This window comes from Pseudomonas sp. LARHCG127 (genome assembly GCF_052871455.1).
The window spans coordinates 38,129-54,573 of the sequence record NZ_JBIXJT010000021.1 but is presented as its reverse complement, the minus strand read 5'-3'; the positions used below and the strand labels follow the sequence as shown (position 1 = coordinate 54,573).

Annotated in this window: 13 protein-coding genes; 10 read left to right on the top strand and 3 right to left on the bottom strand. The window is 61.2% G+C overall.

Translation table 11 applies throughout. From position 1 onward, the window contains the following. Nucleotides 1-73: 73 nt before the first annotated feature. From mupP to ACIPQ1_RS26355, 3 genes are all read right to left on the bottom strand, one after another. Nucleotides 74-745, bottom strand: coding sequence for an N-acetylmuramic acid 6-phosphate phosphatase MupP (gene mupP, locus ACIPQ1_RS26365; RefSeq protein WP_411386843.1), 672 nt, complete (start codon nucleotides 743-745; stop codon nucleotides 74-76). A gap of 4 nt (nucleotides 746-749) precedes the next feature. Beyond that, on the bottom strand, nucleotides 750-1,448 hold the full coding sequence (gene ubiG, locus ACIPQ1_RS26360; RefSeq protein ID WP_063322361.1) for a bifunctional 2-polyprenyl-6-hydroxyphenol methylase/3-demethylubiquinol 3-O-methyltransferase UbiG: 699 nt from the start codon (nucleotides 1,446-1,448) through the stop codon (nucleotides 750-752). A gap of 61 nt (nucleotides 1,449-1,509) precedes the next feature. Beyond that, nucleotides 1,510-2,841, bottom strand: a complete 1,332-nt coding sequence (locus ACIPQ1_RS26355; protein WP_411386844.1) for a TRZ/ATZ family hydrolase — start codon at nucleotides 2,839-2,841, stop codon at nucleotides 1,510-1,512. A gap of 106 nt (nucleotides 2,842-2,947) precedes the next feature. Here ACIPQ1_RS26355 and mtnA point away from each other — a divergent pair, with 106 nt between their 5' ends. The 10 genes from mtnA to ihfB all read left to right on the top strand — a co-directional run bounded on the left by mtnA (nucleotide 2,948) and on the right by ihfB (nucleotide 16,420). Beyond that, complete coding sequence (gene mtnA / locus ACIPQ1_RS26350; protein WP_250963513.1) at nucleotides 2,948-4,024, top strand: S-methyl-5-thioribose-1-phosphate isomerase; 1,077 nt, start codon at nucleotides 2,948-2,950, stop codon at nucleotides 4,022-4,024. 429 nt (nucleotides 4,025-4,453) lie between these two features. Further along, nucleotides 4,454-7,117 carry a DNA gyrase subunit A gene (gyrA, locus tag ACIPQ1_RS26345; RefSeq protein WP_250963512.1) on the top strand — a complete coding sequence of 888 codons (2,664 nt, stop codon included), beginning with the start codon at nucleotides 4,454-4,456 and terminating at the stop codon, nucleotides 7,115-7,117. A gap of 280 nt (nucleotides 7,118-7,397) precedes the next feature. Beyond that, nucleotides 7,398-8,483 carry a 3-phosphoserine/phosphohydroxythreonine transaminase gene (gene serC, locus ACIPQ1_RS26340; RefSeq protein WP_186704718.1) on the top strand — a complete coding sequence of 362 codons (1,086 nt, stop codon included), beginning with the start codon at nucleotides 7,398-7,400 and terminating at the stop codon, nucleotides 8,481-8,483. After that, complete coding sequence (gene pheA / locus ACIPQ1_RS26335) at nucleotides 8,483-9,577, top strand: prephenate dehydratase (protein WP_003199233.1); 1,095 nt, start codon at nucleotides 8,483-8,485, stop codon at nucleotides 9,575-9,577. Before serC ends, pheA begins: the two co-directional genes overlap by 1 nt. Before the next feature lie 13 nt (nucleotides 9,578-9,590). Further along, entirely contained in the window at nucleotides 9,591-10,703 is a 1,113-nt protein-coding gene (hisC, locus tag ACIPQ1_RS26330; RefSeq protein WP_411386846.1) for a histidinol-phosphate transaminase, read from the top strand. A gap of 40 nt (nucleotides 10,704-10,743) precedes the next feature. Then, on the top strand, nucleotides 10,744-12,939 hold the full coding sequence (locus ACIPQ1_RS26325) for a bifunctional prephenate dehydrogenase/3-phosphoshikimate 1-carboxyvinyltransferase (RefSeq protein ID WP_411387480.1): 2,196 nt from the start codon (nucleotides 10,744-10,746) through the stop codon (nucleotides 12,937-12,939). After that, nucleotides 12,936-13,625: a (d)CMP kinase gene (gene cmk / locus ACIPQ1_RS26320; RefSeq protein WP_003183882.1), complete on the top strand. Its 690-nt coding sequence runs from the start codon at nucleotides 12,936-12,938 to the stop codon at nucleotides 13,623-13,625. The genes ACIPQ1_RS26325 and cmk overlap by 4 nt, the downstream gene beginning before the upstream one ends. Before the next feature lie 119 nt (nucleotides 13,626-13,744). Beyond that, nucleotides 13,745-15,433, top strand: coding sequence for a 30S ribosomal protein S1 (rpsA, locus tag ACIPQ1_RS26315; protein WP_186704721.1), 1,689 nt, complete (start codon nucleotides 13,745-13,747; stop codon nucleotides 15,431-15,433). A gap of 268 nt (nucleotides 15,434-15,701) precedes the next feature. After that, nucleotides 15,702-15,980, top strand: a complete 279-nt coding sequence (locus ACIPQ1_RS26310) for a hypothetical protein (RefSeq protein ID WP_411386847.1) — start codon at nucleotides 15,702-15,704, stop codon at nucleotides 15,978-15,980. A gap of 143 nt (nucleotides 15,981-16,123) precedes the next feature. Then, complete coding sequence (ihfB, locus tag ACIPQ1_RS26305; protein WP_003199243.1) at nucleotides 16,124-16,420, top strand: integration host factor subunit beta; 297 nt, start codon at nucleotides 16,124-16,126, stop codon at nucleotides 16,418-16,420. Nucleotides 16,421-16,445: the final 25 nt, after the last annotated feature.

Below are 16,445 nucleotides of genomic sequence, written 5' to 3'. Positions count from 1 at the left end.
CGAAGCGGTCCCCAGGCGACGGCGTCGCCGCCGAGCGGGAGCAAGCTCCCTCGCCACTAGAGCGGTCCTCAGCTCAGCAACTGCACAATGCGCTATCCAGCACTTTACGCAACGCCAATGGATGGTCGATCACCACATCCGCGCCCCAGTGCTTGGGGTTGTCGTCCGGGTGAATGTAGCCATAGGTCACCGCGCAGGTCTTGGTGCCGGCGCTGCGGCCGGACTCGATGTCCCGCAGGTCATCGCCCACGAACAGCACGCTGGCCGGGTCCAGGTCGAGCAGCTTGCACGCCAGGGTCAGCGGTTCCGGGTCCGGCTTGCTGTTTTTCACGTGGTCAGGGCAGATCAACACTTTCGAGCGCTCGGCCAGGCCCAGTTGCTGCATGATCGGTTCGGCGAAACGTACCGGCTTGTTGGTGACCACGCCCCAGATCAGGTTGGCCGCCTCGATATCGGCCAGCACCTCGGCCATGCCGTCGAACAGGTGGCTGTGGACCGCGCACCCCTTGAGGTAGCGATCAAGGAATTCCTGGCGCAGTTCCTCGAACCCCGGTGATTCCGGGTCCATGGAAAAGGTCACCGCGACCATCGCCCGGGCGCCGCCGGAAATCTCGTCGCGTATGTGCTGGGTGTTCATCGGTGGCAAGCCACGGTCGGCGCGCATGGCCTGGCAGATGGCGATGAAGTCTGGCGCGGTGTCGAGCAGCGTGCCGTCCATGTCGAAGAGAACCGCTTTGAGACGCATCGACTTATTCCTCGCGCAGGGTCTGGATCATGTAGTTGACGTCAACGTCGGCGGCCAGCTTGTAGTGCTTGGTCAGCGGGTTGTAGGTCAGGCCGATGATGTCCTTGACCGTCAGCCCGGCCGCGCGGCTCCAGGCGCCCAGTTCGGAAGGGCGGATGAATTTCTTGAAGTCGTGGGTGCCCCGTGGCAACAGCTTCATGATGTATTCGGCACCGATGATGGCGAACAGATAGGCCTTCGGGTTGCGGTTGATGGTGGAGAAGAACACTTGGCCGCCCGGCTTGACCATGCGGAAGCAGGCGCGGATGACCGAGGAAGGGTCTGGCACGTGCTCGAGCATCTCCAGGCAGGTGACCACGTCGAATTGGCCGGGCATTTCTTCGGCCAGGGCTTCGGCGGTGATCTGCCGGTATTCCACGCTGACGCCGGATTCCAACTGGTGCAGTTGCGCCACCGCCAGCGGGGCTTCGCCCATGTCGATGCCCATCACCGTTGCACCGCGCTGGGCCATGGCTTCGCTGAGGATGCCGCCGCCGCAACCGACGTCGAGGACTTTCTTGCCGGCCAGATTGACCCGTTCGTCAATCCAGTTGACCCGCAGCGGGTTGATGTCGTGCAGCGGTTTGAATTCGCTTTCACGGTCCCACCAGCGATGGGCCAGGGCTTCGAATTTGGCGATTTCGGCGTGGTCGACGTTGCTCATGTGCAGATCCTCGAAAAGCTTGAAAAATCAGGTGCCCCGAGCCGTGGCTCAAGGGGCGTGGTCATTCGTTGTGGCCGCTGATGCGGCGACCCCAGGCCTGGGCCGTGGCGATCAGTGTCGGTTCGTCCATCCGGGTCAGCCGGCCATCCTCCATTAACGGCTTGCCGCCTACCCACAGGTGTTTGACGCAATCGCGACCGGTGGCATAGATCAACTGCGACACCGGGTCGTAGATCGGTTGCTGGGCCAGGCCCGACAAATCGAACGCCACCAAGTCGGCGGCCTTGCCGATTTCCAGGGAGCCGACGGTCGTTTCGATGCCCAGCGCCCGGGCGCCATTGAGCGTGGCCATGCGCAGGGCCCGATGGGCATCCAGGGCCGTGGCCGAACCGGCGACGGCCTTGGCCAGCAGGGCGGCGGTGCGGGTTTCGCCGAGCAGGTCAAGGTCGTTGTTGCTCGCCGCGCCATCGGTGCCAAGGGCGACATTGACGCCGGCCTGCCACAGGCGTTCCACCGGGCAGAAACCGCTGGCCAGCTTCAGGTTCGACTCCGGGCAGTGGATCACGCTGCAATTGCTTTCTACCAGCAAGGCCTGGTCTTCGTCGCTGATTTGAGTCATGTGCACGGCTTGGAAGCGTGGCCCCAGCAGGCCCAGGCGCCCGAGGCGAGCCATCGGCCGCTCACCGGTGTTATCCACAGCCTGCTGCACTTCGAAGGCGGTTTCGTGAACGTGCATATGAATGGCCGCGTCCAGTTCCTCGGCGATCACGCGGATTTTCTCCAGGTTCTCGTCGCCCACCGTGTAGGGCGCGTGCGGGCCGAATGCGACTTTGATCCGTGGGTGATGCTTGAGGTCGCCAAACAATTCGATGCCCTGACGAATGGCGTCGTCGGCGCTGGCGGCACCGGGGATCGGGAAGTCGAGGATCGGAATGGCGATTTGCGCGCGGATCCCGCTGTCGTGGACGCACTGGCTGGCGATCTTGGGGTAGAAATACATATCGGAGAAACAGGTGATGCCGCCCTTGATCTGCTCGGCGATCGCCAGGTCGGTACCATTGCGCACGAAATCTTCATCGACCCATTTGGCCTCGGCCGGCCAGATGTGCTGTTCCAGCCAGGTCATCAAGGGCAGGTCGTCGGCCAAGCCACGGAACAAGGTCATGGCCGCGTGGCCGTGGGCGTTGATCAGGCCGGGGCTGAGCAGCATGCCGGGTAGCTCACGGACCTCGGTGGCGTCACATTTCAGGGCTTCTGCCCGTGGGCCGATGAACACGATGCAACCGTCGCGGATGCCCAGGCCATGATCCTTGAGCACAACACCGGCGGGTTCGACAGGCACCAACCAGGTCGGCAGCAATAATAAGTCGAGCGCAACGGCAGGCTTGGGCATCGTGGAACGGTTCCATGGGGTATAAAGGATGGCGAAGTATACCCGAGCGTCTTCGCGGAGGGATCGCTATAATCGGCGGCTTTTGTTCATGAGTACGGGGTGAAGGATGCGCGATCGACTATTGGCTGCGGAGAAGGTGAAGGCCATCGATTGGCGTGATGGCGTCCTGTACCTGCTGGACCAGCGTAGCCTGCCGTTCGAGGAGAACTGGATCGCCTGCACCCGTGTCGCCGACGTGGCCGAGGCCATTGGCTCGATGGTCGTGCGCGGCGCGCCGGTCATCGGCATCAGCGCGGCGTATGGCGTTGTGCTGGCGGCGCGGGCCAGGATGGCCGAGGGCGGCGATTGGCAGGCGGCGCTGGAGGCCGATTTTGCCTTGCTGACCGAGGCCCGGCCGACGGCGGCGAACCTGTTCTGGGCGCTGGATCGGATGCGTGACCGGCTGGGGCGCTTGAAAGGGCATGCCGAGCCACTGGCGGTGCTCGAGGCCGAGGCCATCGCCATCCACGAGAGTGATCGCGAAGCCAACCTGACCATGGCCCAACTGGGTGTCGACCTGATCCGCAAGCACCAGGGCAACGCCCAGGCCATCCTCACCCACTGCAACACCGGCGCCCTGGCCACCGGCGGTTTCGGCACGGCCTTGGGGGTCATCCGGGGTGCCTATATCGAGGGCATGGTGGAGCGTGTCTATGCCGACGAAACCCGGCCGTGGCTGCAAGGCTCGCGCCTGACGGCATGGGAATTGGCTCGTGAAGGCATCCCGGTGACCCTCAATGCCGACTCCGCCGCTGCCCACATCATGAAGACCAAAGGGGTGACTTGGGTGATCGTCGGTGCCGATTGCATCGCCGCCAATGGCGACGTGGCGAACAAGATCGGCACTTATCAGCTGGCCGTCTGTGCCATGCACCATGGCGTGCGCTTCATGGTGGTGGCGCCGAGTTCGATCGTCGACCTGAGCCTGGCCAGCGGTGACGACATTCCAATGGAAGAGCGCGACAGGCGCGAACTGCTGGAAGTCGGCGGCAAGGGGCTCGGCGCGGATATTGACGCCTTCAACCCGGTATTCGATGTCACGCCGGCGGATTTGATCGATGTGATTGTGACCGAGAAGGGCATCATCGAGCGTCCGGACACTGCCAAGCTGGCGCAATTGATGTGCCGCAAGCGGCTGCACTGAGGATTTCCAGGGTTTGATCGGCCGCCATCGCGAGCAAGCTCGCTCCCACACTGGATTTTCGGTGTTCACAAAATTCCTGTGGGAGCGAGCTTGCTCGCGATGAGGTCTGAAAAGTCAACAAATGAGTCGGAATCCAGCCATAAATCTTCATTCGTTGCGCTTCTAAGCCCCTCTGATCCCATATCAGCCTGTCACCGGTCAACTAACTACGCACCATGCGCATCTGGGGGATAGGTGCGTGGCGGCTCTTGTGATAACATCCGGCGGTTTCCAAGGCCGCCTCGCGAGGTGGTCTTTACTGCGCAGATCCATGGCATAACTCGTTGATTTGTCGTAAGTCGCTGCACGGCACTTGTTCTGCAGCGGCGAGCTTCGTTCGTCCCATCTGGATGTGACGAGGTTTCACCAGAAAAAGGAATCAGGCTTCTCATGGGCGAACTGGCCAAAGAAATCCTCCCGGTCAATATCGAAGACGAGCTGAAACAGTCCTACCTCGACTACGCGATGAGCGTAATCGTCGGGCGGGCGCTGCCGGATGCGCGCGATGGCTTGAAGCCCGTGCACCGGCGCGTGCTGTTCGCGATGAGCGAGCTGGGCAACGACTTCAACAAGCCGTACAAGAAATCCGCCCGTGTCGTCGGCGACGTGATCGGTAAGTATCACCCCCACGGCGACACTGCCGTGTACGACACCATCGTTCGTATGGCGCAGCCATTCTCCCTGCGCTACCTGCTGGTAGACGGCCAGGGCAACTTCGGTTCCGTGGACGGCGACAACGCCGCGGCCATGCGATACACCGAAGTGCGCATGACCAAGCTGGCCCACGAGCTGCTGGCCGACCTGCACAAGGAAACCGTGGACTGGGTGCCGAACTACGACGGCACCGAAATGATCCCGGCGGTCATGCCGACCCGTATCCCGAACCTGCTCGTCAACGGCTCCAGCGGTATCGCCGTGGGCATGGCGACCAACATCCCACCGCACAACCTCGGTGAAGTCATCGACGGTTGCCTGGCCCTCATCGACAATCCCGAGCTGACCGTCGATGAGCTGATGCAATACATCCCGGGTCCGGACTTCCCGACCGCCGCGATCATCAACGGTCGCGCCGGTATCATCGAAGCCTACCGCACCGGCCGTGGCCGCATTTACATGCGCGCCCGCTCGACGGTCGAGGACATCGACAAGGTCGGTGGTCGCCAGCAGATCGTTATCACCGAACTGCCATACCAGCTGAACAAGGCCCGCCTGATCGAGAAGATCGCCGAGCTGGTGAAAGAGAAGAAGCTCGAAGGCATCACCGAGCTGCGTGACGAGTCCGACAAGGACGGCATGCGCGTCGTGATCGAGCTGCGCCGTGGCGAAGTGCCTGAGGTGATCCTCAACAACCTCTACGCCCAGACCCAGCTGCAAAGCGTGTTCGGCATCAACATCGTTGCGCTGATCGACGGTCGTCCGCGGATCCTGAACCTCAAGGACCTGCTGGAAGCCTTCGTACGTCACCGTCGCGAAGTGGTGACCCGTCGCACGGTGTTCGAACTGCGCAAGGCTCGCGAGCGGGGTCACATTCTCGAAGGCCAGGCCGTTGCCCTGTCGAACATCGACCCGGTGATCGCCTTGATCAAGGCCTCGCCAACGCCGTCGGAAGCCAAGGAGGCGCTGATCAGCACCCCTTGGGAGTCCTCCGCGGTGGTGGCCATGGTCGAGCGCGCCGGCGCCGATTCGTGCCGTCCGGAAAACCTCGATCCGCAATACGGCCTGCGCGAAGGCAAGTACTTCCTGTCCCCGGAACAGGCGCAAGCCATCCTGGAACTGCGCCTGCACCGCCTGACCGGCCTGGAGCACGAGAAGCTGCTGGCCGAGTACCAGGAGATCCTCAACCAGATCGGCGAGCTGATCCGCATCCTCAACAGCGCCACGCGCCTGATGGAAGTGATCCGCGAAGAACTGGAAGTGATCCGCGCCGAATATGGCGACGTGCGCCGCACCGAGATCCTCGATGCGCGCCTGGACCTGACCCTGGGTGACATGATCCCGGAAGAAGAGCGCGTGGTGACCATCTCCCACGGCGGCTACGCCAAGACCCAGCCGCTGGCCGCCTACCAGGCCCAGCGTCGCGGTGGCAAAGGCAAGTCGGCGACCGGTGTCAAGGACGAGGATTACATCGCTCACCTGTTGGTCGCCAACAGCCACACCACGCTGTTGCTGTTCTCCAGCAAAGGCAAGGTGTACTGGCTCAAGACCTACGAGATCCCGGAAGCATCCCGTGCTGCCCGCGGCCGTCCGCTGGTCAACCTGTTGCCGCTGGACGAGGGTGAATACATCACCACCATGCTGCCGGTGGAGGAATACACCGAAGGTCACTACATCTTCATGGCCACCGCCAACGGCACCGTGAAGAAGACCCCGCTGGAATCCTTCAGCCGCCAGCGCAGCGTCGGCTTGATCGCCCTGGAGCTGGACGAAGGCGACGTGCTGATTTCCGCCGCCATCACCGACGGCGAGCGTGAGGTCATGCTGTTCTCCGACGGCGGCAAGGTTACCCGCTTCAAGGAATCCGACGTTCGCGCCATGGGCCGTACCGCCCGCGGTGTCCGTGGTATGCGCCTGCCGGAAGGGCAGAAGCTGATTTCCATGCTGATCCCTGAAGAAGGCAGCCAGATCCTCACCGCTTCGGCCCGTGGTTATGGCAAGCGCACGGCCATCAGCGAGTTCCCCGAGTACAAGCGTGGCGGCCAGGGCGTGATCGCCATGGTCAGCAACGAGCGTAACGGTCGCCTGGTCGGCGCCGTGCAGGTGCTCGACGGCGAGGAGATCATGTTGATTTCCGACCAGGGCACGCTGGTGCGTACGCGGGTCGACGAAGTCTCGAGCCTGGGTCGTAACACCCAGGGCGTGACGCTGATCAAGCTGGCCAGCGACGAAACGCTGGTCGGGCTCGAGCGGGTCCAGGAGCCGTCGGAAGTCGAAGGCGAGGAGCTGGAAGGCGAAGACGGCGTGGCGCTCGACGGCACCCTCGGCGCCGATGTCGACGATGCTGTCGGCGACCAACCGCTTGACGCTGCCGCAGACGAAGAAGAACCGCAGGACTAAGCGGACACGCAGGGGGCGGATGAAGATTCGCCCCCTTGTTGTTTGTTCTGTTTGAAAATTTGCGACACTGCACCATCCCCTGCCGGGGGAATGCTGCTCCCCTGAGGTTTCATACCTTGAGTGAACGGCCCCTGTGGGAGCGAGCTTGCTCGCGATGACGGACTGGCATTCAACATCAACGTTGACTGTTGTGCCGCTATCGCGAGCAAGCTCGCTCCCACAGTGGAGTTGTGTATAGATCAAAAGATTTAGTGACCACCAGATCAGAGCGAGATTGGATGTGAGCAAGAGAGCCTATAACTTCTGTGCCGGCCCGGCGGCGCTTCCTGAAGCGGTCCTGAAGCGTGCCCAGGGTGAACTCCTCGACTGGCACGGCAAGGGCCTGTCGGTCATGGAGATGAGCCATCGCAGCGATGAGTTCGTGTCCATTGCCACCAAGGCCGAGCAGGACCTGCGTGATCTGCTGAACATCCCGTCCAACTACAAGGTGCTGTTCCTGCAGGGCGGCGCCAGCCAGCAGTTCGCCCAGATCCCGTTGAACCTGTTGCCGGAAAACGGCAGCGCCGACTATATCGACACCGGCATCTGGTCGCAGAAAGCCATCGAAGAAGCGTCGCGCTACGGTCACGTCAACGTGGCGGCCACCGCCAAGCCCTACGACTATTTCGCCATTCCCGGCCAGAACGAGTGGAAGCTGTCCAAGGACGCGGCCTATGTTCACTACGCGCCGAACGAAACCATTGGCGGCCTGGAATTCAACTGGATCCCGGAAACTGGCGACGTGCCATTAGTGGCCGACATGTCTTCGGACATTCTCTCGCGCCCTGTGGATATCTCCCGTTTCGGCATGATCTACGCCGGTGCCCAGAAGAACATCGGCCCAAGCGGCATCCTGGTCGCCATCATTCGCGAAGACCTGCTGGGGCGTGCCCGTTCCCTGTGCCCGACCATGCTCAACTACAAGGTCGCGGCCGACAACGGCTCGATGTACAACACCCCGCCGACCCTGGCCTGGTACCTGTCCGGGCTGGTGTTCGAATGGCTGAAGGAGCAGGGCGGTGTCGAAGCCATCGGCAAGCTCAACGAAGTGAAGCAGCGCACGCTGTATGACTTCATCGACGCCAGCGGCCTCTACAGCAACCCGATCAACAAGACCGATCGCTCATGGATGAACGTGCCGTTCCGCCTGGCCGACGACCGTCTCGACAAACCGTTCCTGGCCGGTGCCGACGAACGCGGCCTGCTGAACCTCAAGGGCCACCGTTCGGTCGGTGGCATGCGCGCCTCCATCTACAACGCCGTCGACATCAACGCCGTCAATGCGCTGATCGCCTACATGGCAGAGTTCGAGAAGGAACATGGCTGATGTCTGAGCAAGAACTCAAGGCGCTGCGCCTGCGCATCGACGCCCTGGATGAAAAGGTCCTGGAACTGATCAGCGAGCGCGCGCGCTGCGCCCAGGAAGTCGCCCGGGTGAAGATGGCCTCCCTGGCTGAAGGCGAAGTGCCGGTGTTCTATCGCCCCGAGCGTGAAGCCCAGGTGCTCAAGCGTGTCATGGAGCGCAACAAGGGGCCGCTGGGCAACGAAGAGATGGCGCGCTTGTTCCGCGAAATCATGTCCTCGTGCCTGGCCCTCGAGCAGCCGCTGAAAGTCGCCTACCTGGGGCCGGAAGGCACGTTCACCCAGGCTGCGGCCATGAAGCACTTCGGTCACGCGGTGATCAGCAAGCCGATGGCGGCCATCGATGAAGTGTTCCGTGAAGTCGCCGCCGGCGCGGTGAATTTTGGCGTGGTGCCGGTGGAGAACTCCACCGAAGGTGCGGTCAACCACACGCTGGACAGCTTCCTCGAGCACGACATGGTGATCTGCGGTGAAGTCGAGCTGCGTATCCACCATCACCTGCTGGTGGGCGAGAACACCAAGACCGACAGCATCAGCCGGATCTATTCCCACGCCCAGTCGTTGGCCCAGTGCCGCAAGTGGCTGGACGCTCATTACCCGAACGTCGAGCGCGTGGCGGTCTCGAGCAACGCCGAGGCGGCCAAGCGGGTCAAGGGCGAGTGGAACTCGGCGGCGATTGCCGGCGACATGGCGGCCGGCCTCTACGGGCTGACTCGCCTGGCCGAGAAAATCGAGGATCGTCCGGACAACTCCACGCGGTTCCTGATGATCGGTAGCCAGGAAGTGCCGCCGACCGGCGACGACAAGACATCGATCATCGTCTCCATGAGCAACAAGCCGGGCGCGCTCCATGAGCTGCTGGTGCCGTTCCACGACAACGGTATCGACCTGACGCGGATCGAGACCCGTCCGTCGCGTAGCGGTAAATGGACCTACGTGTTCTTCATCGATTTTGTCGGCCATCACCGCGATCCGCTGGTAAAAGGTGTGCTGGAAAAAATCAGTCAGGAAGCAGTGGCACTCAAGGTGCTGGGTTCCTACCCCAAGGCAGTTCTTTAAGGGCGGATAGCAAATGAGTGGCAACTTCCTCGCTCTGGCTCAGCCAGGCGTGCAACAACTCTCGCCTTACGTTCCGGGCAAACCCGTGGACGAACTGGCCCGCGAGCTGGACCTGGATCCGGCCAGCATCGTCAAGTTGGCGAGCAACGAAAACCCGCTGGGCGCGAGCCCCAAGGCGCTGGCGGCAATCCGCGACGAACTGGCCGAGCTGACCCGTTACCCCGATGGCAATGGCTTTGCGTTGAAAAGCCTGCTGGCCGAGCGTTGCGGTGTCGAGCTGAACCAGGTGACCCTGGGCAACGGCTCCAACGACATTCTTGAGTTGGTGGCGCGGGCGTATCTGGCGCCAGGTCTCAACGCTGTATTCAGCGAGCACGCGTTCGCGGTCTACCCGATCGCCACCCAGGCCGTCGGCGCGGATGCCCATGTGGTTCCGGCCAAGGAGTGGGGGCACGACCTGCTGGCCATGTTGGCGGCCATCGACGCCAATACCCGAGTGGTCTTCATCGCTAACCCGAACAACCCGACTGGCACCTGGTTCGATGCCCAGGCCTTGGATGACTTCCTCCAGGACGTGCCCGCCCACGTGCTGGTGGTGCTGGACGAGGCCTACATCGAATACGCCGAAGGCAGCGATTTGCCCGATGGCCTGGACTTCCTCGCGGCCTACCCGAACCTGCTGGTATCGCGTACGTTCTCCAAAGCCTACGGCTTGGCCTCGCTGCGGGTCGGCTACGGCCTGTCCACTGCCGTGGTGGCCGATGTGCTGAACCGCGTGCGCCAGCCGTTCAACGTCAACAGCTTTGCCCTGGCCGCCGCCTGTGCGGCCTTGCAGGATGAAGCCTACCTGGCTGAAAGCCGTCGCCTGAACGCGGCCGGCATGGAGCAGTTGGAGGCAGGCCTGCGTGAACTGGGCCTGGGTTGGATTCCCTCGAAAGGCAACTTCATCTGTGTCGACCTGGGGCGCGTCGCCGCGCCGGTGTACCAGGGGCTGTTGCGCGAAGGTGTGATCGTGCGTCCGGTGGCCAATTACGGCATGCCGAACCATCTGCGCATCACCATTGGCCTGCCGGCGGAAAACAGCCGTTTCCTCGAGGCGTTGAGCAAGGTCCTGGTTCGTGGTTGATGTCACTTCGCTGCAACCTGCTGTCTCTATGATCGATCGCCTGGTGGTGGTCGGCCTGGGCTTGATCGGCGGCTCGTTTGCCAAGGGCTTGCGTGAAAGCGGCTTGTGCCGTGAAGTGGTCGGTGTCGACCTGGATCCGCAGTCGCGCAGGCTGGCCGTGGAGTTGGGCGTGGTTGATCGCTGCGAAGATGACTTGGCAATCGCATGCCAAGGCGCGGATGTGATCCAGCTGGCGGTGCCGATCCTGGCCATGGAAAAATTGCTGGCGCGTCTGGCAACCATGAACCTGGGGCAAGCGATCCTGACCGACGTCGGCAGTGCCAAGGGCAACGTGGTGCGTGCAGCCACCGAGGCTTTCGGTGGGATGCCGGCGCGTTTCGTGCCCGGTCATCCGATTGCCGGTTCCGAGCAGAGCGGGGTGGAAGCCTCCAACGCCGAACTGTTTCGTCGTCACAAAGTGATCCTCACGCCCCTGGACCAGACGGACCCTGCCGCGCTCGCCGTAGTGGACCGTTTGTGGCGCGAATTGGGCGCCGATGTCGAGCACATGCAGGTCGAGCGTCACGATGAAGTGTTGGCGGCCACGAGCCATTTGCCGCACCTGTTGGCGTTCGGCCTGGTGGATTCATTGGCCAAACGCAATGAAAATCTTGAGATCTTCCGTTACGCTGCCGGCGGTTTCCGCGATTTCACGAGAATCGCCGGAAGCGACCCGGTCATGTGGCACGACATCTTCCTCGCCAACCGCGAAGCTGTCTTGCGCACACTCGATACATTTCGCAGCGATCTCGACGCCTTGCGCGACGCGGTCGATGCAGGGGACGGGCACCAATTGCTGGGCGTTTTCACACGCGCCAGGGTGGCCCGCGAGCATTTCAGTAAAATCCTGGCCCGTCGGGCCTATGTGGACGCTATGAACTCCAACGATCTGATTTTCCTGGCACAACCTGGTGGCTCCCTGAGTGGGCGTATTCGTGTACCGGGCGATAAATCGATTTCCCACCGCTCGATCATGCTCGGCTCCCTGGCCGAAGGCGTAACCGAAGTGGAAGGCTTCCTCGAGGGCGAAGACGCCCTGGCGACGCTGCAAGCGTTTCGCGACATGGGCGTGGTCATCGAAGGCCCGCACCACGGTCGCGTGACCATCCATGGTGTCGGCCTGCACGGCCTCAAGCCTGCTCCGGGGCCGATCTACCTGGGTAACTCCGGAACCTCGATGCGCCTGTTGTCCGGCCTGCTGGCGGCCCAGGATTTCGACAGCACCCTGACCGGTGATGCGTCGCTGTCCAAGCGTCCGATGAATCGCGTGGCCAACCCGTTGCGGGAAATGGGCGCGGTCATCGAGACGGCCGCCGAGGGTCGTCCGCCGATGATCATTCGTGGTGGCAACAAGCTCAAGGGCTTGACCTACACCATGCCAATGGCCAGCGCCCAGGTGAAATCCTGCCTGCTGCTGGCGGGTCTCTACGCCGAAGGCAAGACCACCGTCACCGAGCCGGCCCCGACCCGCGACCACACCGAGCGCATGCTGCGCGGCTTCGGCTACCCGGTCACGGTCGATGGCGCCACGGCGTCCGTCGAGTCTGGCAGCAAGCTGGCCGCGACCCACATCGAAGTGCCGGGCGATATCTCGTCGTCGGCGTTCTTCCTGGTGGCCGCCTCGATCGCCGAAGGCTCCGACCTGGTTCTGGAGCACGTTGGCATCAACCCGACCCGTACCGGCGTGATCGACATCCTGCGCCTGATGGGCGCCGACATCACCTTGGAAAACCAGCGTGAAGTGGGTGGCGAACCGGTGGCTGACCTGCGCGTACGAGCGGCTAAACTCAAGGGTATCGAGATTCCGGAGGCGCTGGTTCCACTGGCCATCGACGAGTTCCCGGTGCTGTTCGTGGCGGCCGCCTGTGCAGAAGGGCGTACCGTGCTGACGGGCGCCGAAGAGCTGCGGGTCAAGGAATCGGATCGCATCCAGGTGATGGCTGACGGCTTGCTCGCCCTGGGCGTCAAGTGCCAGCCAACCCCGGATGGCATCATTATCGACGGCGGCCAGATCGGCGGCGGCGAAGTCCATGGTCACGGTGATCACCGCATCGCCATGGCCTTCAGTGTTGCGTCTTTGCGCGCCAGTGCGCCGATTCGCATCCATGACTGCGCCAACGTCGCGACGTCGTTCCCGAACTTCCTGGCGCTGTGCGCGCAGGTCGGTATCCGAGTAGCACAAGAGGCACAGTCGTGAACATCAAGGCACCGGTCATCACCATCGATGGCCCAAGCGGTTCGGGCAAGGGCACCGTCGCCGGGATCCTGGCCAGGCAGTTGGGCTGGAACCTGCTCGATTCGGGCGCCTTGTACCGTCTGTTGGCGTTCGCCGCCGCCAACCATGGCGTCGACCTGACCAACGAGGAATTGCTCAAGGCGCTGGCCGCTCATCTGGACGTGCAATTCATCGCGGCGACCGACGGCCAGCTCCAGCGCATTATTCTGGAAGGCGACGAAGTCAGCGACGTCATCCGTACCGAAAGCGTGGGCGCCGGAGCCTCCCAGGTCGCCGCGCTGCCGGCGGTGCGCGAAGCCTTGCTGCAACGCCAGCGCGCATTCCAGGAGCCGCCGGGGCTGGTGGCCGATGGTCGCGACATGGGCACGGTGGTGTTCCCCGATGCGCCGCTGAAGATTTTCCTGACGGCCAGCGCCGAGGAACGGGCGCGCCGCCGATATTTGCAGTTGAAGGGCAAAGGCGAGGATGTTAGTCTGTCGAGTCTGCTAGATGAGATCCGTGCACGCGATGAGCGTGACACCCAGCGCGCAGTAGCCCCGCTAAAGCCGGCGGCCGATGCGATACAGCTGGATTCCACGGAGTTGTCCATTGATCAGGTGTTGCAACGCATCATGAGCGAGATCGCGCTTCGCGATATCGCCGGGTGACAGGAAGCTCCGCAGGGGACCAGTCATAGTCCTGCGGCGCTTCTTTTATATGAAACTAACCCACACCGTCTGGGGTGTGGAGATGGGCGTTTACTTCGCCCTAATCAACAGGAATTAAAATGAGCGAAAGCTTTGCGGAACTCTTTGAAGAAAGCTTGAAAACCCTGAACCTTCAGGCAGGCTCCATCATCACCGGCGTTATCGTTGATATCGATTACCAGGCTCGCTGGGTAACCGTTCACGCTGGTCTGAAGTCTGAAGCGCTGATCCCGCTTGAGCAGTTCTACAACGACGCTGGCGAACTGAACATCAACGTCGGTGACGAAGTTCACGTTGCGCTGGACTCGGTTGAAGATGGCTTTGGTGAAACCAAGCTGTCCCGTGAAAAAGCCAAGCGCGCTGAATGCTGGATCGTTCTGGAAGCGGCCTTCGCAGCTGAGGAAGTGGTCAAGGGCGTTATCAACGGTAAGGTTAAAGGCGGCTTCACTGTCGACGTTAACGGCATCCGTGCGTTCCTGCCAGGTTCCCTGGTTGACGTCCGTCCAGTGCGCGACACCACGCACCTGGAAGGCAAAGAGCTGGAATTCAAGGTCATCAAGCTGGACCAGAAGCGCAACAACGTTGTCGTTTCCCGTCGCAGTGTCCTGGAAGCCGAGAACTCCGCCGAGCGTGAAGCTCTGCTGGAATCGCTGCAGGAAGGCCAACAGGTCAAGGGTATCGTCAAGAACCTCACCGATTACGGCGCATTCGTCGATCTGGGTGGCGTCGATGGCCTGCTGCACATCACCGACATGGCCTGGAAGCGTATCAAGCATCCTTCGGAAATCGTCAACGTTGGCGACGAGATCGATGTCAAGGTTCTGAAGTACGATCGCGAGCGCAATCGTGTTTCCCTGGGCCTCAAGCAACTGGGTGAAGATCCATGGGTCGCTATCAAAGCCCGTTACCCAGAAGGCACCCGCGTCACCGCTCGTGTTACCAACCTCACCGACTACGGCTGCTTCGCTGAGCTGGAAGAAGGCGTTGAAGGCCTGGTACACGTTTCCGAAATGGACTGGACCAACAAGAACATCCACCCTTCGAAAGTCGTACAAGTCGGCGACGAAGTGGAAGTCATGGTTCTGGACATCGACGAAGAGCGTCGTCGTATCTCCCTCGGCATCAAGCAGTGCAAGTCCAACCCATGGGAAGACTTCTCTGGCCAGTTCAACAAGGGCGATAAAATCTCCGGCACCATCAAGTCGATCACCGATTTCGGTATCTTCATTGGTCTGGACGGCGGCATCGACGGCCTGGTTCACCTGTCCGACATCTCCTGGAACGAAGTGGGCGAAGAAGCCGTACGCCGTTTCAAGAAGGGCGACGAGCTGGACACCGTTATCCTGTCGGTTGACCCAGAGCGCGAGCGTATCTCCCTGGGTATCAAGCAACTGGAAAGCGATCCGTTCTCCGAGTACGTTCAAGAGAACGACAAAGGCGCAATCGTTAAGGGCATCGTGAAAGAAGTTGACGCCAAAGGCGCCATCATCACTCTGGCCGACGATATCGAAGCGACTCTGAAAGCCTCCGAAATCAGCCGTGACCGCGTTGAAGACGCGCGCAACGTTCTGAAAGAAGGCGAAGAAGTAGAAGCCAAGATCATCAGCGTTGACCGCAAGAGCCGCGTAATCCAGCTCTCCATCAAGTCGAAAGACGATGCTGAAGAGAAAGAAGCAATCCAGAGCTTGCGCGAGAAGCCAGCTACTGATGCTCCTGGTCCTACCACTCTGGGCGACCTGCTGCGTGCACAGATGGAAAAACAGAACTAAGTTCTGTCAGACCATGAAAAAGGGCGACTTCGGTCGCCCTTTTTTGTGCCTGCGATTACCTTGTAGGAGCTGCCGAAGGCTGCGATCTTTCTCCAGTCGCGAAACCAACCTCCAAGCCCAGCTGTCTCTTTCTTTAAGCGTATCAGCCATCTATCAAGGTTGGACCACAGATGTCATGGTTCCCCCTGAGCAATGTGGGAGCGAGCCTGCTCGCGATAGCGCCAGATCAGGCACCACCCAGTCGAGTGATGGATATTTAAGGAGATGAATGAACAGGTACATCCTGATATTCGCAATATTGGCCTTGGCAGGTTGCGCTACGAGTGCCAAGACCCACGCAGTGCGTGGTGTCAGTGGTATCGAGGTCGACTGCTCAGGGTTGGGCTCTGGCTGGGAGAAATGCCATAAGAGAGCCGCAAGAGAGTGCAAGGGTGCAGGCTACAAGGTCATTACCCGATCCGACGACGCGAAGGATAACGATCAATACCCCTTTGGTTTTAATCCTGCTGGCTATCTGACTCGCACGATGTTGGTCATCTGTAGATAGTTTGAGAAAGCTCCTGGCCTGCATGGAAAGAAGCGGCAAGGGAGCAAAGAAGAATGTCAATACTTGGGCTGTTCAAATCCCTCTGGTCATGCTAAAACCTTTTCAAGCGATTTTCCTAGCTGCTTGAAAAAGAAGGGAAAAATATGACGAAGTCGGAGTTGATCGAACGAATTGTCACCCATCAAGGGCTGCTCTCATCCAAGGATGTGGAGCTGGCTATCAAGACCATGCTTGAACAAATGTCCCAGTGCCTGGCTACGGGTGATCGTATTGAAATCCGTGGTTTCGGCAGCTTTTCCCTGCATTACCGCGCCCCGCGGGTAGGTCGCAATCCAAAGACCGGCCAGTCCGTCAGCCTTGATGGAAAGTTTGTTCCTCATTTCAAGCCAGGCAAAGAGCTTAGGGATCGGGTGAATGAGGAGGAGGGGGATGAGCTCTGACGGAGCGCTAAGACAAAGGAGTTCT